Source organism: Paenarthrobacter sp. NPDC092416 (genome assembly GCF_044755025.1).
In the GTDB taxonomy this organism is placed as follows: Bacteria; Actinomycetota; Actinomycetes; order Actinomycetales; family Micrococcaceae; genus Arthrobacter.
On the sequence record NZ_JBIVQG010000001.1, the window covers coordinates 661,092 to 680,764 of the forward strand.

The following is a 19,673-nucleotide window of genomic DNA, read 5'->3' on the forward strand; positions in this document are numbered from 1 at the left end:
GTCTTGTAGAAGTGATCCGTTTCGACTTACCGGCCAGCACGGGGCAAACTTGAACCATGAGCCACACTTCTGCCGAATCTGTCACTAAAACTGCTGAAACCGAAGAACAGTTCTTTACGCTCTGGACCGTCTTCAAGCGCTCAGCAGACGTCTTGCGCAGCGGCGATGCTGCCCAGGAATTTGAAGCCCTTGCAGAGAAGCTCGCCGAAGACGGCGTGATTCTCCGAGGCAGCTACGACGTTTCCGCCATGCGCTCGGACGCCGACATCATGGTGTGGCTCCACGGACCCAAGCCGGAAGACCTGCAGTCCGCCATCCGCGCCATCCGCCGCAGCAAGCTTTTCGCCGGCACTGAGATCGTCTGGTCTGCCATGGGCGTGCACCGCGAAGCTGAGTTCGCCAAGAGCCACGTCCCGGCCTATGCCCGTGGCGTCGAGCCCAGCACCTGGCTTTGCGTCTACCCGTTCGTCCGCTCCTACGAGTGGTACATCCTGCCTGCCGACGAGCGCGGCGCGATGCTCCGCGAGCACGGCATGCTCGGCCGGGAATTCCCGCAGGTCATCTCCAACACCGTTTCCTCGTTCGCGCTGGGCGACTGGGAATGGATCCTTGGCCTTGAAGCCCCGGAATTGGTGGATCTTGTGGACCTGATGCGCCACCTTCGGGCGACGGATGCCCGCAACCACGTCCGTGAAGAGATCCCCTTCTACACTGGCCGCCGCATCACCGCTGCCGAGATTGCCGAGGTCCTCGCGTGAGCGGTTTGGCCATCTCCACCGCCGTCAACGCTGTCACCGAGCGGGGTCGTCAGGAACCAAAGCACTACGACGCCGTCCTGCTGGCATCCTTCGGTGGTCCGGAGGGCCAGGAAGATGTCATTCCCTTCCTGCGCAACGTCACGCGTGGCCGTGGCATCCCGGACGAGCGCCTCGAAGAGGTCTCGCACCACTACCGCGCCTTCGGCGGCATCAGCCCCATCAACCAGCAGAACCGTGAGCTCAAAGCTGCAATTGAGGCTGAACTGTCAAAGCGCGGCATCGAACTGCCCGTCCTCTGGGGCAACCGCAACTGGGACCCGTACATCGCCCCGGTCCTGCAAGACGCTTACGACGCCGGACACCGCCGGCTGCTGATGCTCACCACCAGCATCTACTCCTGTTACTCCAGCTGCCGCCAGTACCGCGAGGACATTGGCATTGCCCTGACGGAAACCGGGCTTGACGGCAAGCTTGAGGTGGACAAGATTCGCCAGTACTTCGACCACCCGGGAGTCGTGCAGCCCTTCTTGGAAGGAACCGCTGCCGGGCTCGAGGAGGTCCGCGGGAAGCTTGCTGCAGCGGGGGAGACCGACCCCGACGCAAAGATCCGCGTGCTGTTCGCGACCCATTCCATCCCCACCCGCGACGCTGAGGCCGCCGGCACGTCTGAGGACGAGCCCCGCGGATTTGCCGAGGGTTCTGCCTACGCGGCACAGCACCTTGCCAATGCGAAGGCCATCATGGACGCAGTGGCTCCGAACGTTGCTTGGGACCTCGTGTACCAGTCCCGGTCGGGGGCACCCCACATTCCGTGGCTTGAACCGGACATCAACGACCACCTCGAGGAAATCGCGCCCGAGGGCGTCCGCGGTGTTGTGATTGTTCCCCTCGGTTTCGTCAGCGACCATATGGAAGTTGCCTGGGACCTGGACACTGAAGCACTGGAGACCTGCAAGAACCTGGGTATGGAAGCCATCCGTGTTCCCACTCCGGGTACGCACGCTGCGTTTGTCTCAGGCCTCGTTGACCTGATCTGCGAACGTACCGTTGAGAACAACATCGCGGACCGTCCCCATGTGACGGACCTCGGACCGTGGTACGACGTATGCCGTCCCAGCTGCTGCGAGAACTTCCGGGGAGCCAAGCCTGTGATTGCAGAAGTCGGTTCCAGCGTCGGCATCGGACACGACGCCTACCCGGCTGCGGAGGCAAGCAAGTGACTGTTCGCATCGGTACCCGCGCCAGCAAGCTCGCGCTGACCCAGACGCAGCAGACCGCGGACCAATTGGCCGCCGTCGGAGGCTTCCCGGTGGAGCTCGTGCACATCAAGACCGAAGGGGACGTCAAGACCGGATCCCTCTCGCAAATGGGCGGCACCGGTGTGTTCGTTGCGGCACTGCGGGACGCCCTGCTGGCTGAAACGTGCGATGTCGCCGTGCATTCCCTGAAGGACCTGCCCACTGGCGCAGCACTTGGACTCACCATTGCCGCTACGCCCAAGCGCGTTGACGTCCGGGACGTCCTGTGCGCGCGCGACGGCTTGACGCTGGCCGAGCTGCCGGGCGGCGCCAAAATCGGCACGGGTTCGCCGCGTCGTGCAGCCCAGCTTCGGGCAGTGCGCCCGGACATCGAGGTGCTCGATATCCGTGGAAACGTGGACACTCGCCTTGGCCGTGTTCCCGGGCTTCCCGGGAACACCACTGACGCCGTTGTTCCGGGCAAGTCCTGCGATCTCGACGCCGTCGTCCTTGCCGCGGCAGGCCTGGCGCGTATGGATCGCTTGGATACCGTCAGCGAATTCTTCGAGTCCGACGTCATGTTGCCCGCACCTGGGCAAGGTGCGTTGGCCATCGAATGCCGGACTGGGGACGCCCCACGTCAGGCAGGTTCGACCGAGGGTTCCAACGGCGTGCTGGCCCAGGCCCTCGCGGCGCTGAACGACGAGGACACGCGCCTGGCCGTCACTGCTGAGCGCGCCGTGCTGGCCCGCCTCGAAGCAGGTTGCGCAGCACCCGTTGGTGCGTACGCCTTCCGGAAGGGCAGCATGCTGCACCTGGAAGCTGTTGTCTGCGCAGTGGATGGAACCAAGACCGTGCGCGAGAAGAAAGCCACGGATGGCCTGACCGAAGTGGGGGCAACCCTGCTCGGCATTGAAGTGGCAGAACTCCTGCTCGCCGCTGGTGCCGCGGAGATCGCGGACCTTGCAGCGTCCTGACCTGCTGAAAGACGCCGGACTGGCGGGTCGGCGCGTTCTGATCACCAGAAGCGCCGACCGCGCCAGACCTCTTGCATCCCTCCTTGTCAGCCTGGGAGCGGAGCCGCTGGTTCTGCCACTCATTGACTTCGAGCGGGCAGAGGACCAGGCAAGCCTCGACGCCGCACTGGACGGCCTGGCAGCCGGCAGTTTTGACTGGCTTGTTGTCAGCAGCATCACCACGGTGCGGGTGCTGATCGAGAAGGCCGCTGAACGGGGCACAACGCCGTCGCAGTTCATTCGTTCCGGCACACGCGTGGCCACTATCGGCCCGTCCTCCAAACGGATCCTGGAATCCGTTGGGATCACCGTTGACGTAGCACCCACCGACCTCCAATCGGCAGAAGGCCTCTTGGCCTTGTGGGACGGGGCTCCCGCACGCGTCCTCTTGCCGCAAGCGGACATCGCTGCGGAAAAACTTCGTGACGGCCTTGCGGCAAAGGGTGCGGACGTGACCTCCGTGATCGCGTACCATACGGTGGATTACCCGGCCAGGGCCGGCCGCCGCCTGGAAGCGGAACTGCCTGCCGCCGTCGTGGTTTCGGACACCCAGCTGCCGCCGGAGATCACCCCGTCACAGGCCCGTGCGGCCCTCGACGCCGGGGCCCTGGACGCTGTGGTTGCCGCTTCACCGAGCGCCGCACGGCGCATTGCCGAAACACTCCTGCCGTTGGGCAGGTGCCAGTTCATCGCCATTGGTCGTCCCACGGCGGCAGAGGCCGCGGTACTCGGCATGACCGTCGCAGCCACCGCCAAAGAACCCACCCCGGACGGCATCGCGGCCGCCTTGGGAACCGTATTCGCCAACGAAGGGACCACCCGATGAGCTATCCGAACCACCGCCCCCGCCGCTTGCGCACAACGCCGGCCATGCGCAGGCTCACCGCAGAAAACCGTTTGGCTCCCGCGGACCTCATCCTGCCCGCGTTCATCCGCGAGGGACTCACCGAGCCCAGCCCCATCAGTTCCATGCCGGGCGTCGTCCAGCACACCACCGACTCGCTGAAGCGCGCGGCAGCCGAGGCCGTGGAGCTTGGCGTGGGCGGCATCATGCTGTTCGGAGTACCGGCCGTTCGCGATGCCCAAGGAAGCGCATCCCTGGACCCGGAAGGCGTCTTGAACAAGGCTATCCGGGACGTCAGGGCTGAAGTCGGCGATGACCTGGTCATCATGGGTGACGTCTGCCTGGACGAGTTCACCGACCACGGCCACTGTGGAGTCCTGGACGCCGAGGGCTATGTGGACAACGATGCGACCCTGGAAATCTACGGCCGGATGGCCGTGGCCCAGGCCGAAGCCGGCGCCCATGTGCTGGGGCCTTCCGGCATGATGGACGGACAGATCGCCGTCATCCGCCAAGCACTCGAAGAATCCGGACACAAGAACACCGCCGTCCTGGCCTACGCCGCTAAATATGCATCTGCGTTCTATGGCCCGTTCCGGGAAGCCGTCGATTCCCAGCTGAAGGGCGACCGCCGGACCTACCAGATGGACGCCGCCAATCGCCGCGAAGCCATTCTCGAAGTCGAATTGGACCTCGAAGAAGGCGCCGACATGGTGATGGTCAAGCCCGCCATGAGCTACCTCGACATCCTCGCGGACGTGGCAGCCATGAGTCCGGTCCCCGTCTCGGCCTACCAAATCTCAGGCGAGTACGCCATGATCGAAGCGGCCGCCGCCAACGGCTGGATCGACCGGCGGGGTGCCATCACCGAATCCGTGCTCGGCATCAAACGGGCCGGAGCCGACACCGTACTGACCTACTGGGCCTCTGAACTGGCAGGCTGGCTGAAGGAGTCCTGATGACCTCCGTTCCCTCCGACCCCACTGCACCGGTCGGCGCTCACGAAATCCTGCTCGGCCTCAATACCTTCGGCGACGCCGGGCTCGACGCGGAAGCCAACCCCAAGCCGCACGCCCAGGTGCTGCGCGAGTTGCTGGAGGAAGCCAAGCTGGCTGACGCCGTCGGGATCCATGCCTTCGGTGTTGGAGAACATCACCGCCGCGACTTCGCGGTGTCAGCCCCTGAGGTCTTCCTGGCAGCAGCAGCCGCCGCGACCTCGAGAATCCGGTTGGGGTCAGCTGTCACGGTTCTTAGTTCGGATGACCCGATCCGCGTCTTCCAGCGCTTTGCCACTGTGGATGCTTTGTCCAACGGCCGGGCTGAAGTGATGTTGGGGCGGGGTTCCTTCGTGGAGTCCTTCCCTCTCTTTGGCCTGGACCTTGCTGACTACGAGGTCCTGTTCGAGGAAAAGCTTGAGCTCTTCGACAAAGTGCGCGCACAGAAACCCGTCTACTGGGAAGGCCGCACCCGGCCCAACGTCAGCGGGCTCCAGGTCTACCCACATCTGCAACACCACCTGCTGCCGGCATGGATCGGAGTGGGAGGCACTCCCGAATCAGTGCTGCGCTGCGCAGAGTACGGCTATCCGATCATCTTCGCGATCATCGGGGGAGAACCGCGCCGGTTCGGACCGCTGGTTAACCTTTACCGGGAAGCCATGGGCAAGTACGGGCACCCGATGCGCCAGATCGCGACCCACTCGCCAGGGTACATTGCCGACACCGACGACGACGCGCGGGAGGAGCTCTTCCCTCACTGGCTCGAACAGCGCAACCGCATCGGCGCAGAACGGGGATGGGGACCAGGCAACCGGGGCGAATTCGACGCCATGTGCGGTCCTGAGGGTGCCCTGTACGTGGGCTCAGCGGAGACCGTGGCCCAGAAGATTGTTCTGCTCAAGCGCAACCTCGGCGTTGACCGCTTCGACCTCAAGTACAGCAACGGGACGCTCCCGCACCGTTCGATGATGCGCTGCATCGAGCTCTATGGCACCGAAGTTGCCCCTCGCGTGGCCGAGTTGCTCGCTTCTGCCTAGACTCCTGCGCTGCGGGGCTGGCCCAGCCACCCCTGAATCACTGAAAGAATAGGAACCATGACGTCAAAAACCCCTGTGTCCGACCAACTCTTCGACCGCGCCCAGTCCCTGATGCCCGGTGGAGTGAACTCGCCCGTGCGCGCCTTCGGATCTGTCGGCGGCACGCCGAAGTTCATGGTCTCGGCCAAGGGCGCCTACCTCACTGACGCCGATGGCAAGGAATATGTGGACCTCGTCTGCTCTTGGGGGCCGGCGCTGTTGGGCCACGCCCACCCGGCCGTGCTCGATGCCGTGCACGCGGCCGTGGACCGGGGCCTGTCTTTCGGGGCGTCCACCCCTGACGAGGCCAACCTGGCCGCGATCGTGAAGGAGCGCGTCTCCGCCGTCGAGCGCCTGCGGATGGTGTCTACCGGCACCGAAGCCACCATGACGGCGGTCCGATTGGCCCGAGGCTTCACCGGCCGCAACCTCATCATCAAATTTGCCGGCTGCTACCACGGGCACCTGGACGGGCTGCTGGCCGCTGCCGGTTCCGGGGTGGCCACGCTGGCCCTTCCCGGATCCGCCGGTGTTACAGCCGCAACAGCGGCAGAGACCCTGGTACTGCCGTACAACGACCTCGCAGCTGTTGAAGCTGCCTTCGCCGCGCACGGCAGCAACATCGCGGCCGTCATCACGGAGGCAGCGCCAGCCAACATGGGTGTTGTCACGCCGGGCGAGGGTTTCAATGCAGGGCTCTCCCGCATCACCCAGGCGCACGGTGCCCTCCTGATCCTGGACGAGGTCCTCACCGGCTTCCGCACCGGCTACGCCGGATACTGGGGCCTGACCGGGCGCCAGGAAGGCTGGGTGCCTGACCTGCTCACCTTCGGCAAGGTCATTGGCGGTGGAATGCCGACGGCGGCACTTGGCGGACGTGCCGACGTCATGGATTACCTCGCACCGGTTGGACCCGTTTACCAGGCCGGTACTCTGTCGGGGAACCCGGTGGCCATGGCTGCCGGTGTGGCAACGCTGACCCATGCCACGCCCGAGGTTTACGCGTACGTCGATGCCCGCTCGCTGGAGTTGTCTGCGGCTCTTTCTTCGGCTCTTGACGCCGAAGGAGTGGACCACTCCATCCAGCGCGCGGGGAATTTGTTCTCGGCTGCCTTCGGAACGTCTGCTCACGGTGTGCACAATTACGACGACGCCCAGGGCCAGGAGACGTTCCGCTACGCCCCGTTCTTCCACTCCATGCTGGATTCAGGGGTCTACCTGCCGCCGTCCGTGTTCGAAGCCTGGTTCCTCTCTGCCGCGCACGACGACGCCGCGATGAACCGCATTCTGGACGCGTTGCCGGCTGCTGCAAAGGCCGCCGCCGCAGCTACTGCCTAGATCCATGGACTGCAGTGCCTCGGCCCAATAGTGGTCGGGACCCCAATGACTGTTGGGTGCCCATGATCGCCGGACCGGGGCACTGTGTCTTTTCCAGGGGTAGGCTCGTTATGGAAACCCAACCCAACGAATTCACGGTTTACCATGCTCAAGACCCAGAAAACTGCATCCATCTGCGCGAGCGTTGCGGTGGTCGGACTCCTTGCCGGCATGGCGTCCGGGTGCTCCAGTGGAACTGGAAACCCAAGCCAGGCATCAACGGAGGGTTTGCCTTCTGCGACGTCGCTTTCACCGACCGGTACTTCAACGCCCGGTACGTCTACGCCCCCGCCTGCTACTAAACCGTCGGTGTCACCGTCAGCCTCCCTTGAGCCGGGCACCCAAGGTCCTTCCGCAGCAGAACAAGAGCTTGCCAAACTAAGCCTGGAGCAGCGCGTGGGGCAGTTGTTCATGGTCGCGGCCAAGGCAACCGGTGCAGAGCCGGGCACCATGGAAGCGCTCACCAGGTACCACACAGGCAACGTTTACCTCACTGGCCGCAGCAAGGCAGGAACCGCTGCCACGGCTGCCGTCGTGTCCTCGTTGACCGGTACAGTCTCGGCGGCGACCACAGGAGGTTTGCCACTCTTCGTTGCCACCGACCAAGAAGGCGGGTTCGTTCAAGTGCTCGCCGGTCCTGGGTTCTCCACGATTCCCACCGCGCTCGTGCAGGCAGGGTCTGGTCCTGCGAAGCTACGGGCAGACGCAACAACGTGGGGCAAGGAACTTCGGAGTGCCGGCGTGAACGTGAACCTGGCCCCGGTCCTTGATACTGTAACCAGCCCGGGGTTCGCGCCGTCCAATGCACCCATCGGGTACTTTCAACGCGAATACGGATATTTGCCTGCACAGGTCTCTGCCCTCGGAAACGCCTTTGCGCAGGGTATGGCGGACGCCGGGGTGGCGCCCGTGGTGAAGCACTTCCCGGGCCTCGGCAGAGTGGTTCCCAATACTGATGCCAGCCGTAACGTTCGCGACACGGACACCACCCGCAACGATCCCAACCTTGAGCCGTTCCAAGCGGCCATCAAGCAAGGCGTCCGGTGGGTCATGGTGTCCAACGCCTACTATGACAGGATTGATCCGGCCAACATCGCCCCATTTTCACCTGTGGTGATGGACTCCATGCTCCGCGCCGACGCTGGATTTACCGGAATAATTCTTTCCGATGATCTCTGCAGCGCCGCGCAGTTGGAGCCTTGGACCGACGCTGAGCGTGCGCTGAACTTCGTTGATGCCGGTGGCACCATGCTGGTCTGCGCGGAACCTGCGAGTATCCCTGCGATGCATCAGGCCGTCGTGCAAAAGGCCGAGGTGGACGCGGTGTTCCGGGCAAAGGTGGATGCAGCCGCTCTGACAGTGCTCAGGGTTAAGTCCGGCCACTGAGGCGTTTCATCGGCGGATGCAGGAAACCCGCCCGTGACCAGGGTGGTCAGGGGCGGGTTTCCTGTTCGCTTATTGTGGCTGGTCCTAAAGGACGTCCGAGAGGAAGCCCTGTAGGCGTTCCGTTCGGGGGCTGCTGAAGAGTTGTTCCGGCGGGCCGGACTCAACCACAACTCCCGCGTCCATGAACGTCACAACGTCGGAGACATTCCTGGAGAATCCCATTTCGTGGGTCACCACCACCATGGTCATGCCACCCTTTGCCAGGTCCGTCATGAGGGCGAGGACGCCCTTGACGAGTTCCGGGTCCAGGGCCGAGGTGGCTTCATCGAAGAACATGACCTCAGGCTTCATGGCCAAGGCGCGGGCAATGGCCACGCGCTGCTGCTGGCCGCCTGAAAGGTTGGCCGGTCGGGCATCTGCTTTGTGCTTGAGGCCCACCAAGTCCAGTTGGACCAGGGCTTCATCGTGGGCCTGCTCCTTGGACATGCCACGCAGCTTCCGGAGTGCCAGTGAGATGTTCTCTGCCACCGTCTTGTGCGGGAACAGGTTGAACTGCTGGAAGACCATGCCGATCCGCCGACGCAGCTCATCCGGATTGTCCTTCAGCACAGAACGGCCGTCCAGCAGGATGTCGCCCTGATCCGGTTCGATGAGACGGTTCATGACGCGGAGGAGCGTTGACTTGCCCGAGCCGGAAGGGCCGATCACGGAGGCCGTGGTGCCCTTCTCAACGTGGAGGTCGATGCCCCGCAACACATGGTTGCTGCCGAAGGAAAGGTGGATGTTCTTGGCAGTCAGCGTTCCGGACGCGAATTCACTCATGCCTGGGCTCCCTTTCCGACGACAGCCGCGGCCTCGTCCGGTTCTTTCTTTTCCGGCCGGCCCGAACGCAGGCGGCCATCAATCCAGTTCACGAAGTGGGTGAGCGGGATGGTCAGCGCCAGGTAGAAGATGGCTGCCGCAACATACGGTGACAGGTTGCCGGTGGTTGCTGCCGCGTCCTTGCCGATTTGGAAGATTTCACGTTCCGTTGCCAGCAATCCGAGAAGGAAGACCAACGACGATTCCTTGATCAACGCGATGAACTGGTTGACCAACGCCGGCAGTACCCGCCGGATACCCTGGGGAACCACCACTAGGCGCATGGAAGCGCCGTAGCCGAACCCCAGAGCACGGGATGCCTCGAGCTGTCCTTTGTCCACACTCTGGATACCGGATCGGAAGATCTCGCCGATGTAGGCACCTGACATCAGGGACAACGCTGTGATGGCCATGGGATACGGGCTTGTGGAACCCGTCAGTTCACGGATGATCGGGCCGAATCCGAAGCCGATGACCAGGATGGTCAGCACCGGCGGAAGCCCGCGAAGGATGTCTGTGTAGACGCGGGCGATCCACCGGGCTACGGGGTTCCGGGAGATCCCCATCAGGGCAAGCCCCATTCCGATCAGCGTCCCGATGATGCCCGAGATGACGGCGAGCACGAGGGTGTTCGGCAGGCCGACCGCGAACATCTTGGGAATGACTTCGCCCATGGCCTCCCAATCAAGGAAGGTGTCAGCGAGCTGCTTGAGGATATCCATGGAACGACCGGGTTACTTGGCGGGGATCTGGACGGCCTTGCTGCCCGGCTTCCAGCCCTGGGGGGTCTGTTCTGCCGCGGTCGGGCGGTCCTCGTACCACTCAGAGGTGAGCTTGGTCCAGGTGCCGTCAGCAATGACGGCGTCCAGGCCGGCGTTAAGGGCGTCGATCAGGGGCTGGTTGTCCTTGTTCACGGCATATGCGGTGAAGTTCTGGGTGTTCACAACCTTTTCGGCGATCTTGGTGTTGTCGCCTTCTTTGACCTGGCCGGTGGCCTGCTGCGAAGGAGCCACCCAAGCGTCGATCTGGCCGTTCTTTACGTTGCCATAGACGGTGTTGTAGTCGGGGAAGCGGACCGGCTCAAGCTTCAGGGTGTTGGTGACGTAGTCATCCTGAACCGTTCCCTGGACGACGCCGATGCGCACGCCTTCCTTGAGGTCGGCAAAGCCGGTGACCTTGGCATCGCTCTTGGTTACCACTGCCATGTAGCCGAAGTCGTAGCCGTTGGTGAAACTGACTGTCTTGCGGCGGGCGTCGGTGGTGGAGATCGAGGAAGATCCGACGTCGAACTGCTTGTTCGCAACCTGCGAGAGCAGCGCGGAGAAGTCGGTGGACGCGAATTCGACCTTGAGGCCCAGCTTGTCGCCAATGGCGCGAAGGAGTTCGTTGTCGTAGCCGGTGAACTTGCCGGAGGGGTCGATGAAGATGTTCGGCGGGGCATCCGACAGGGTGCCGACGCGCAGGGTGCCATCAGTGATCAGACCAAGCTTGGACTTGTCGATTTTGTCGATCGCAGTGACGTCCGCAGTGGTGTACTTGTCCAGCGTCTGCTGGTCGCTGCCGGCGAGGGCATCCGTCGGAGTGCCGCTGGGCTGGGAGGCTCCGCCACCGCAGGCGGCCAGGGAGATCACCAGGGCAGCAGCCACGGGAGCGGCAGACAGCCACTTAAGGGCTTTCAATTTCATCAAGAAATCACTTTCATCGGGTCACGGAGACGTTTCGCGGTGGGCGGGGAACACGGCAGCTCGTTGGGGTTCGGCTGCGCCTAGCAGACTTCAACCCGCCAAACTTAATTATGTCACCAGCCTGCCAGCGCACGGTGAATCGAATAAGTGATGGCTTGGACTCGGTTTTGACGAACAAAGTTCCGGTCAGGGCTCAATAGCCGAGGGACAATTCCCTCGATCCGGCCATCGCTGGAATCCGTGCTTGACGCCATGAATTACACGGGTTCCCAAAAATCATGTGACTTGCGTCGCAGGAAGCCGCAAGAAAGCCTGATTCGCCTCAGAAACCGCCGCGGCTGGCGTCTTCGGGCGGCAGTACCGGCCAGTCGCCTTCAATCACAGCAGTGGGCTTGCTGCGGCGCAAGTATTGCTGGAAGTCTGCCGCCTGTGATGCAGCCCAGTCCACTTGCAAGTGGTGGAGCTTGGCCGCGGGCATCTGCAGCTTTGGGAACTTGCCTGCCATGGCATCCAGGACCCGGAGCGTGGCCAGCGCGTCCGCCGCGGACGTGTGGGCATTGTCCAAATCCACGCCGTATTCTTCGCACAATGCCGTCAGGGTGCGCTTGCCTTTACGGTAGCGGTCCACCTGCTTGTTCATGACATAGGGGTCCAACACGGGGAAGCGGCTGAGCTGGGCAACGCCGTAACGTGCCGACTCGGCAGCCAACACCGTGAAGTCATAGCTCGCGTTGAAGGCAATCACAGGGACGTTGTCGTCGAACAATTCCTGAAGAACGCCGGCGACTTCCCGGGTAACGTCTGCCGCGGGGCGCCCCTCCGCGCGTGCCTTCTCCGTGGTGACGCCGTGGACCTCACTTGCCTCCAACGGAATCTCGACGCCGGGGTCAGCCAGCCATTCGTGCTCCTTGATGAGCTCGCCGTGCGCATCCACAACAGTGATGGATGCGGTGACGATTCGTGCAGACCGTGAATTCTTGCCGGTGGTTTCCAGGTCAAACGCGGCGCGGGGGAGGGTGTTCCAAGTGCTCATGCGTTCACGCTACCGGCTGGCTCCGACAGTGTTTGGGCACGACACAGCTGCCGTTAGGCTGGTCACATGCGGATGGAGTATGTGACGGCAGTGCTGGCCGTCGTGGACCTCGTTCCGCCCGGCGCGGCTGTGTCTTATGGTGATGTTGCCGAGCTGCTGGGCTCCGGCGGACCACGGCAGGTTGGCGCGGTCATGAGCCACTACGGAAGTTCTGTGGCATGGTGGCGTGTCCTCAAGGCCAGCGGCGAAGCACCTCAGGGGCATGAAGCGGAAGCGCTGCGCCACTATCTGGAGGAGTCAACTCCACTCCACGGTGCCTACGAGGCATTTTCCCGCACGGGTGAGGGCCGCTGGCGCGTTGACCTTGTCCTGGCGCGATGGACCCCCTCGGATACAGACTTCGACCAACTTGATGTGATCTCCGACCAGTTGGAGCGTCAGCTCCATATATTGTCGGTGCACGATGATGAAATGACTGTGTGACCGCAACAGCTACCAATGCACCAACCAAAGAAGGCCAGGCAACTGCCGCCCTCCGGCTCCTTCCGCCCCGCGAGGTCCATTTCGATCCACCGGAATTGTCTCCGGATCAGCGTGCAGTCGTGTCGCTGCGGCAGGGAAGCGGTCCCGTCATGGTCCCGGGAGGACCGGGGACCGGAAAGTCCACGGTGCTGGTTGAATCCGCCGTACGCCGGGTCCGGGAAGACGGCGTTGACCCTGAACGCATCCTCATACTGGCGCCGGGCCGGCACGCTGCTGCCGCGTTGCGTGACACGTTTACCGGGCGGTTGGACCGCAGCCTCAGTACGACGCCGGCACGGACCTGGGCGTCGTACGCCTTCGATGTCATTCGGCGAGCCAAAGCAGAAGGAGTCCTGCCGCTGCCGCGTCCGCCCAAGCTCCTGTCGGGCCCCGAACAGGACCTCATCATCAAGGAACTCCTTGAAGGGCATGCCCGGCCCGGCTTCGAATTGCCCTGGCCGGAGGACCTCGCCGCGGCACTGCCCACTCGAGGATTCCGTCATGAGATCCGGCAACTCTTCGACCGCATCATAGAATCGGGGCGTACTGCTGAGGATTTGGTGGGTCTGGCCTACGAATGCGGACGGCCCGATTGGATGGCAGCGGCGGAACTGTACGGCGAATACCGCGATGTCCTTGATCTCCGGATGCCCGAGGCTTTCGACCCCGCCGGAATTATCACCGCTGCACGCCAGGTTTTTCAGGATTCACCGGAGTTCCTGGCCGCAGAGCGGGAACGCCTTCAGCTGATCATCGTGGACGACGCCCAAGAGTCGAACCCTGCCGTCTTCGAGTTGATGGCGGACATCGCGGAGGCCAAGGACGTCATGGTGGCGTACTCGCCGGACACGGTGGTGCAAGGTTTCCGTGGGGCGCGCCCGGATCTGGTTTCTGAACTTCCGGCGCTTCTGGGCGGCCCCGGGCATCGTGTACTGGAGCGGCCCCTCCAATACACGCATCGCCACGCTTCTCAGGTCGCAGATTCATGGACCCGAGTGGCGGCGCGCATATCGCAGCGCCCTGGCGGCCAACTCGCCAGGCGGCTTGAACAACTGCCGCCCAGCGAGGCGCCTGGATCAGCAGAACGGGCAGCCGGGCGCGTTGAGGGCCACATTCTGCCGTCATCGGTCCATGAACTCCGGTACGTTGCCCAGCGCATTCTGGAAGCGCAGTTGCGGGACGGCAGGGAGCTTGGACAGATCGCGGTGATTGTTCGCAACGGCGGCCAGATCTCGCAACTGCAGCGCTATCTCAGCGGTCAAGGCATTCCGGTACGAGTCCCTGTGGCGGATTCCGCAGTGCGGGATGAAGTGGCTGTTCGGCCACTGCTTGAGACCTTCGGCGTTGTCCTTGACCCGGCCAAGCTCACTCCGGAAACAGCTGTATCCCTACTTACCTCCCGGATAGGTGGTGCCACTGCCATTGAGCTTCGCAGGCTTCGACAGTCGCTTCGACGCGAGGAACTGTTGGGTGGGGGTGGCCGATCCAGCGACGCCTTGCTGGTGGAGGCCTTGCTGGAGCCAGGAGCGCTGGCATCCTTGGGAATTGAAGGCAGTTCCGCACGGCGGCTGGCCCGGATGATTTCTGAGGGCAAGGCTGCTGCAGCAGAACAGGGCGCCAATGCCGAGTCGGTCCTGTGGGCCTTGTGGCAGGCAACAGGGTTGGCGTCCCGGTGGGCGTCGATGGCACTTGAAGGTGGCGCGGGAGCCGCCCGGGCGGACCGTGACCTTGACGCCATGATGGCGCTCTTCCACACCGCGGAACGATTTGTGGACCAACTTCCAGGGTGCGGGCCGGAACAATTCCTCGAATACCTGCTAAATCAGGAATTGCCCATGGACACACTTGCTGCCCGGGCGCAGCTGGAGGAGTGCGTGGAGATCATGACACCGGCCAGTGCTGCCGGACGCGAGTGGCCAGTGGTCATCGTCGCCGGCCTTCAAGAAGGCGTATGGCCGAACACCCGTTTGCGCGGCGAGTTGCTGGGGAGCACGCTGTTCGCTGATGCCGTGGAACACGGGGTGGAACATGCCCTTCGGCGGGGACCGCTTAGCCGGCTACGGGACATTCGTTATGACGAGTTGAGGAGCTTCTCCACTGCAGTCTCGCGGGCAAGGGAGCTGCTGATCTGCACGGCTGTTTCCTCGGAGGACGAGCAGCCGTCATCCTTCCTGGACTACGTCGCGCCGTTGGCCCCTGGCGAGTACGCACGGGACTACACGCCTGTTGACCGTCCCATGACCCTGCGCGCGCTCGTCGCTGAGCTCAGGCAGCACGCGCAGCAGGAGGACACCGGAGGACGTGCAGGGAGCCAATCACCCCAGGACGCCGCCCGAGTCCTGGCCCGATTGGCGAGCGTGGTCCCGCCCGTTCCGGGAGCACACCCGGATTCGTGGTGGGGACTGGCAGCGCTTAGTTCTGAGGAGGCCGTGGTGCCGCCAGGTGCCACCGTCCACGTTTCACCGTCGAAGGTGGAAACCGTGCACAAATCCCCGCTGGACTGGTTTGTGCAGGCAGCAGGCGGTGAAGCAGCCACTGACTTTGCCCGCAGTTTGGGCACGCTGGTCCACAGCATTGCGCAAGAGCTACCGGACGCCTCGGGCGGCGAATACGTTGCAGAACTCGCCCGTCGTTGGCCGGCACTTGGCATGAAAGACAATTGGGAAGGGAAACTCGACTATCAGCGGGCCGAACTCATGGTGCGCAAACTTGCCCAGTACATCCTCCTCATGCGCAGCCAAGGCCGCAGCCTGCTGGCCGTCGAGCACGATTTTGAGGTCAGTCTTCCAGACGTGCATCTTGCCGGCCCGCATCCGGTGGCAGCCGGCAACGACGCTGACACCACTCGTCACGCTGTTCTTCGAGGCCAGGTTGACCGTTTGGAAATTGACGGCGAGGGCCGTCTGGTGATTGTTGACCTCAAGACAGGAAAACGTCAGCCGGGTAAAGCCGAGGTCGCCAGCCACCCTCAGTTGGGCGCCTATCAGGCGGCGGTGCTCAAGGGCGCCTTCCAGGACGCCGTAAACGGAGCAACAACGCACGACGCCGCGCAGCCCGCCTTGCGCGGGACCAGCCCTGCCCCTGGCGGGGCAGTCCTTGCCCAACTCGGGACCAAGACGAAAACTCCCGCAGTGCAGCAGCAGGATCCTCTTGATGCAGCGGATAACTGGGCAGAGGAACTGGTCAACGAAGCCGCTGCTTTGATGGCCGGTTCGACGTTTGAGGCCCGACATGATCCCACCAAGGCGGGCCACGGTGGACATGGTTGCCGTCTCCCCGATGTTTGCCCATTGTGCGCCAGAGGAAAGCAGGTCACTGAATGACAACCGAGCTCCTGAGCGGTCCTCACTTCGGAGTGGACGGTGCCCTTGGGGAAGTTCCTGAGGTTCCGGTACCGCGCTTTTCGCCGTCTGAACTTGCGGACATTCTTGGCGAAAAGAACCACCCCACCGACGAACAAGCGGCGATCATTGAGTCCTCGCTGACACCCCGCCTTGTCATTGCAGGAGCCGGGTCCGGCAAGACGGCGACCATGGCAGACCGCGTGGTCTGGCTTGTGGCCAACGGTTGGGTGCGGCCGGAGGAAGTCCTGGGCGTAACGTTCACGCGCAAGGCTGCCGGCGAACTGGCGAGCCGGATCCGTTCCAAACTGGCCACCCTTCAGCGCATCGCGGCCGCGGACAACGGAAGCCTCGGCTTCCCCGAAGGCCTGCTGGGCGCGGACGACCTCGACCCCAAGGTTTCCACGTACCATTCCTACGCGAGCGGCATAGTTGCCGATTACGGCCTCCGGCTCGGCATCGAACGTGACGTCGTCCTTCTGGGCGGGGCCCAGTCATGGCAATTGGCCAGCGAAGTCGTGGAGTCCTACGACGGTGACTATGAGCACTTCACTGCTGCGAAGTCCACCCTGGTCAACGCAGTGATCCAGTTGGCGGGGGAGTGTGCCGAGCATCTCCAGGAGCCCGCCGCTGTCCGCGACTGGGTCCTGGAGCGGGTGCAGACCTTCGAAGGGTTGCCCTATGTTGCCCAGGCGAAGAAGAATCCCACCCAGGCCGCGGGCGAACTGGCAGCCATGCTCCGCACGCGCGCGAGTGTGGCTGACATGGTCGTCCGCTACCAGCAGGCGAAGAGGCAGCGCGGAGTCCTCGATTTCGGTGACTTGGTTGCCCTGGCCGCGCGGATTGCGAGTGACATCCCTCTGGCTGCTTTCACTGAACGTGCGCGCTATAAGGTGGTGCTTTTGGACGAGTTCCAAGACACTTCGCATGCTCAGTTGGTCCTTTTCTCCCGGCTCTTCAGCGGCGGACATGCGGTGACCGCAGTGGGCGACCCCAACCAATCAATCTATGGTTTCCGGGGCGCCTCTGCCGGGCAGCTCTTCCACTTCGTGAGGGAATTCCCCGTCCGTGATGTCGATTCCTCCGGGGCGGAGAACTATTCCGTGGCGCCCACGTCTTACCTGACGACTGCCTGGCGGAACGGTCGGCACATCCTCGAGGCAGCCAATACCATTGCCGCGCCGCTGAACAAGGCGGCCACGTCGGTCGGCCCGGCGGGAGAACGCGGCGGCGCAGGAACCGTCTCCGTTCCCGCACTGAATCCCAGTCCCGCTGCCGTCGACGGGAATGTCGTCCTTGGCCGTTTTGCTACCGACGAGGACGAGGCCGCCGTCATCGGCCGGGACATCCGCCGCTACCAGCGGACAGTCTTCGAAGAAGAGAAAGACGGAACTGCGGTCAGGCCGACCATGGCCGTCCTGTGCCGCCGGAGGGCCCAGATGGAATGCCTCCGCCGGGAGTTTGAACTCCAAGGCATCGCCTACGAGATCGTTGGATTGGGCGGCCTGCTCGACACTCCAGAGATCGTGGACCTGGTGTCGACGCTGAGGGTCCTGGCGGACCCGGGGCGCTCGGATGCGTTGATGCGGCTGCTCGCCGGCGCCCGCTGGCGCATCGGGCCAGCAGATTTGATGGCCTTCAGCGATTGGTCCCGTTTCCTTGCCCGACGCCGTTCGGGCCCCTCAGGCGCGGCGGACAGCACTGAGTTCAGTGACGAATCAGTGGCCGTGGTTGAAAGCGACATCACGGATGCAGCGAGCCTCGTCGAAGCGCTGGACTTCCTGCCGCGGCCGGGCTGGACGTCCGGACAGGGGCGGTCCCTCAGCAATGTGGCACTGGAGCGCCTGAATACGCTGTCACACGAACTCAGGTCCCTGCGCAGCTATATAGGCGACGACCTCAGCACGCTGCTCGGTGAAGTGGAGCGTGCCATGCTCCTCGATATTGAAGTCGCGGCAAAACCCGGCATCAGTATCCATCAAGCGCGCCGAAACCTGGATGCCTTTCAGGACGCAGCCGCGGGATTCCTGCAGACCTCACAGCGCGTTGACTTGCTGGCGTTCCTCTCGTGGCTGGAGGCCGCTGCCGGGGAGGAAGGCGGACTGGACATCGCCCCCATCGAGACCAACCGTGAGGCCGTTCAGTTGCTGACGGTCCACGCGTCCAAGGGCCTGGAATGGGACGTTGTCTTCGTGCCGGGCCTCAACGCCGGGTCCTTTCCCAGCAGCAGGGACTCGAGGTGGAGCAGCGGCGCAGCCGCCCTGCCATGGCCATTGCGGGGCGACCGGGCGGACCTTCCACAGTGGGACCTTGACCAGCCAGACCAGAAGGGGTGGTTGGATGCTGAGAAGGACTTCAAGTCGGACGTCCAGCACCATGGCGAGGCCGAAGAGCGGCGATTGGCCTATGTGGCCTACACCCGTGCCAAATTTGTCCTCTGGGTGTCCAGCGCAGCCTGGAATGGCTCACGCTCCGGGATGGCGGAGATGTCACCGTTCCTGTCGGAACTTGCCCCGCTCGCCAGCGTCGAGGGTTCGGCCGGAACCGCTTCTGGATCCGGCCAAACTTCACTCGTCTCTGCGATGATCCACCGGGAGTCCGTCGCCGAGGAAGCGTTGCCGGAAACCAGCCCACTCACCAGCACCGTGGAAGTGGCGCAGTTTCCCTACGACCCCTTGGAGGGTCCATGCGATCCCCGGACCGGCGCACGGCTCCGACTCGTACCTGGTCGACGACTCGCCATGGACCGTGCGGCAGAGATGGTCCGGAGCTTCCTTGCGGAGTACGAATCAGGATCCGCCGCCGAGCAGGCGCAGGGCATGTCGGGACGTTGGTCCGAGGAAGCAAGCCTGCTGCTGGAGCGTCAACGTCATAGGAAACCGATTCAGGACGTTCACCTTCCAAGCCACATATCTGCGTCGCTCTTCGTCGATCTCGGGGCTGATCCTGCAGCCGTGCTACGCCAGCTTCGCCGCCCCGTGCCCCGGGAGCCCGGCGTATCTGCGCGCAAGGGAACCGCGTTCCATGCATGGGTGGAGGAGTACTTCGGCACCTCCGGCATGCTCGATCTTGACGAAGCGCCGGGCTCGGATGCTCACATTGACGAGGCCTACGGCCTGGACCACATGGTTGCTGCGTTCAAAGAGTCCGAGTGGGCCCATCGCGCTCCGGCGTTCGTTGAAGTGCCCGTGGAGACAAGGATCGGCGACGTCGTGGTTCGAGGCAGGATCGACGCCGTCTTCGTCGATGCCGACGGCCGCTGGCAACTCATCGACTGGAAGACGGGACGGCGACCGTCCGGGAAGCAACTGGCAACACGCGCCGTCCAACTCGCGGTATATCGCTTGGCCTGGGCCCGCCTTAAAGGCATTTCTCTGGACGAGGTCAGCGCCGCATTCTACTACGTAACAGAAGATGCAGTAGTGAGGCCACACGATCTCGGCACGGCCGAGGAACTGGAAGCCATCATCGCCCACGCTTTGGCGCAGAGCAACGGAAGCGGTGAAGCCATCAAGCGTTAGGCCGGCAGCTACCTGCC

15 protein-coding genes are annotated in these 19,673 nt (G+C 63.6%); 11 read left to right on the top strand and 4 right to left on the bottom strand.

Features of this window, described 5'->3' with window-relative positions:
* The first annotated feature begins 56 nt into the window (after positions 1-56).
* The 8 genes from hemQ to ACIQC5_RS03020 all read left to right on the top strand — a co-directional run bounded on the left by hemQ (position 57) and on the right by ACIQC5_RS03020 (position 8,693).
* The gene (gene hemQ / locus ACIQC5_RS02985; protein ID WP_400278294.1) at positions 57-758 is read left to right on the top strand and encodes a hydrogen peroxide-dependent heme synthase; all 702 of its coding nucleotides are present in this window, start codon (positions 57-59) and stop codon (positions 756-758) included.
* Positions 755-1,978: a ferrochelatase gene (locus ACIQC5_RS02990; RefSeq protein ID WP_400278295.1), complete on the top strand. Its 1,224-nt coding sequence runs from the start codon at positions 755-757 to the stop codon at positions 1,976-1,978. The genes hemQ and ACIQC5_RS02990 overlap by 4 nt, the downstream gene beginning before the upstream one ends.
* Positions 1,975-2,973, top strand: a complete 999-nt coding sequence (gene hemC, locus ACIQC5_RS02995) for a hydroxymethylbilane synthase (protein WP_400278296.1) — start codon at positions 1,975-1,977, stop codon at positions 2,971-2,973. Before ACIQC5_RS02990 ends, hemC begins: the two co-directional genes overlap by 4 nt.
* Complete coding sequence (locus tag ACIQC5_RS03000) at positions 2,960-3,838, top strand: uroporphyrinogen-III synthase (protein WP_400278297.1); 879 nt, start codon at positions 2,960-2,962, stop codon at positions 3,836-3,838. Before hemC ends, ACIQC5_RS03000 begins: the two co-directional genes overlap by 14 nt.
* On the top strand, positions 3,835-4,815 hold the full coding sequence (gene hemB, locus ACIQC5_RS03005) for a porphobilinogen synthase (RefSeq protein ID WP_400278298.1): 981 nt from the start codon (positions 3,835-3,837) through the stop codon (positions 4,813-4,815). The genes ACIQC5_RS03000 and hemB overlap by 4 nt, the downstream gene beginning before the upstream one ends.
* A complete protein-coding gene (locus ACIQC5_RS03010; protein ID WP_400278300.1) occupies positions 4,815-5,891 on the top strand; it encodes an LLM class flavin-dependent oxidoreductase in 1,077 nt (358 codons plus the stop codon). The genes hemB and ACIQC5_RS03010 overlap by 1 nt, the downstream gene beginning before the upstream one ends.
* Positions 5,892-5,948: 57 nt before the next feature.
* Positions 5,949-7,268: a glutamate-1-semialdehyde 2,1-aminomutase gene (gene hemL / locus ACIQC5_RS03015; RefSeq protein WP_400278302.1), complete on the top strand. Its 1,320-nt coding sequence runs from the start codon at positions 5,949-5,951 to the stop codon at positions 7,266-7,268.
* A gap of 348 nt (positions 7,269-7,616) precedes the next feature.
* On the top strand, positions 7,617-8,693 hold the full coding sequence (locus ACIQC5_RS03020; protein WP_400278304.1) for a glycoside hydrolase family 3 N-terminal domain-containing protein: 1,077 nt from the start codon (positions 7,617-7,619) through the stop codon (positions 8,691-8,693).
* An 84-nt stretch (positions 8,694-8,777) separates the two neighbouring features.
* On the opposite strand, the gene ACIQC5_RS03025 is transcribed toward ACIQC5_RS03020, so the two are convergent.
* The 4 genes from ACIQC5_RS03025 to ACIQC5_RS03040 form a co-directional block, all read right to left on the bottom strand.
* The gene (locus tag ACIQC5_RS03025; protein ID WP_400278305.1) at positions 8,778-9,515 is read right to left on the bottom strand and encodes an amino acid ABC transporter ATP-binding protein; all 738 of its coding nucleotides are present in this window, start codon (positions 9,513-9,515) and stop codon (positions 8,778-8,780) included.
* On the bottom strand, positions 9,512-10,276 hold the full coding sequence (locus ACIQC5_RS03030) for an amino acid ABC transporter permease (RefSeq protein WP_400278306.1): 765 nt from the start codon (positions 10,274-10,276) through the stop codon (positions 9,512-9,514). Before ACIQC5_RS03030 ends, ACIQC5_RS03025 begins: the two co-directional genes overlap by 4 nt.
* A gap of 12 nt (positions 10,277-10,288) precedes the next feature.
* The gene (locus tag ACIQC5_RS03035) at positions 10,289-11,239 is read right to left on the bottom strand and encodes an ABC transporter substrate-binding protein (protein WP_400278307.1); all 951 of its coding nucleotides are present in this window, start codon (positions 11,237-11,239) and stop codon (positions 10,289-10,291) included.
* Between the two features lie 322 nt (positions 11,240-11,561).
* Entirely contained in the window at positions 11,562-12,272 is a 711-nt protein-coding gene (locus tag ACIQC5_RS03040; protein ID WP_400278308.1) for a 3'-5' exonuclease, read from the bottom strand.
* A gap of 66 nt (positions 12,273-12,338) precedes the next feature.
* Between ACIQC5_RS03040 and ACIQC5_RS03045 the strand changes: the two genes are divergently transcribed.
* The 3 genes from ACIQC5_RS03045 to ACIQC5_RS03055 are packed head-to-tail and all read left to right on the top strand — an operon-like array spanning position 12,339 to position 19,656.
* On the top strand, positions 12,339-12,755 hold the full coding sequence (locus ACIQC5_RS03045; RefSeq protein ID WP_400278309.1) for an MGMT family protein: 417 nt from the start codon (positions 12,339-12,341) through the stop codon (positions 12,753-12,755).
* On the top strand, positions 12,752-16,117 hold the full coding sequence (locus tag ACIQC5_RS03050) for an ATP-dependent helicase (protein WP_400278310.1): 3,366 nt from the start codon (positions 12,752-12,754) through the stop codon (positions 16,115-16,117). Before ACIQC5_RS03045 ends, ACIQC5_RS03050 begins: the two co-directional genes overlap by 4 nt.
* Positions 16,114-19,656 (top strand): ATP-dependent helicase, encoded by a 3,543-nt coding sequence (locus ACIQC5_RS03055; RefSeq protein ID WP_400278311.1) that lies wholly within the window; start codon positions 16,114-16,116, stop codon positions 19,654-19,656. The genes ACIQC5_RS03050 and ACIQC5_RS03055 overlap by 4 nt, the downstream gene beginning before the upstream one ends.
* The last annotated feature ends 17 nt before the right edge of the window (positions 19,657-19,673 follow it).

Bases quoted from the DNA above. Each gene is read 5' to 3' on its own strand.
- hemQ (WP_400278294.1), top strand. From the start codon at position 57: ATGAGCCACACTTCTGCCGAATCTGTCACTAAAACTGCTGAAACCGAA.
- hemL (WP_400278302.1), top strand. From the start codon at position 5,949: ATGACGTCAAAAACCCCTGTGTCCGACCAACTCTTCGACCGCGCCCAG.
- ACIQC5_RS03025 (WP_400278305.1), bottom strand. From the start codon at position 9,515: ATGAGTGAATTCGCGTCCGGAACGCTGACTGCCAAGAACATCCACCTT.
- ACIQC5_RS03055 (WP_400278311.1), top strand. From the start codon at position 16,114: ATGACAACCGAGCTCCTGAGCGGTCCTCACTTCGGAGTGGACGGTGCC.
- ACIQC5_RS03010 (WP_400278300.1), top strand. From the start codon at position 4,815: ATGACCTCCGTTCCCTCCGACCCCACTGCACCGGTCGGCGCTCACGAA.
- ACIQC5_RS03040 (WP_400278308.1), bottom strand. From the start codon at position 12,272: ATGAGCACTTGGAACACCCTCCCCCGCGCCGCGTTTGACCTGGAAACC.
- ACIQC5_RS03035 (WP_400278307.1), bottom strand. From the start codon at position 11,239: ATGAAATTGAAAGCCCTTAAGTGGCTGTCTGCCGCTCCCGTGGCTGCT.
- ACIQC5_RS03030 (WP_400278306.1), bottom strand. From the start codon at position 10,276: ATGGATATCCTCAAGCAGCTCGCTGACACCTTCCTTGATTGGGAGGCC.
- hemB (WP_400278298.1), top strand. From the start codon at position 3,835: ATGAGCTATCCGAACCACCGCCCCCGCCGCTTGCGCACAACGCCGGCC.
- ACIQC5_RS03045 (WP_400278309.1), top strand. From the start codon at position 12,339: ATGCGGATGGAGTATGTGACGGCAGTGCTGGCCGTCGTGGACCTCGTT.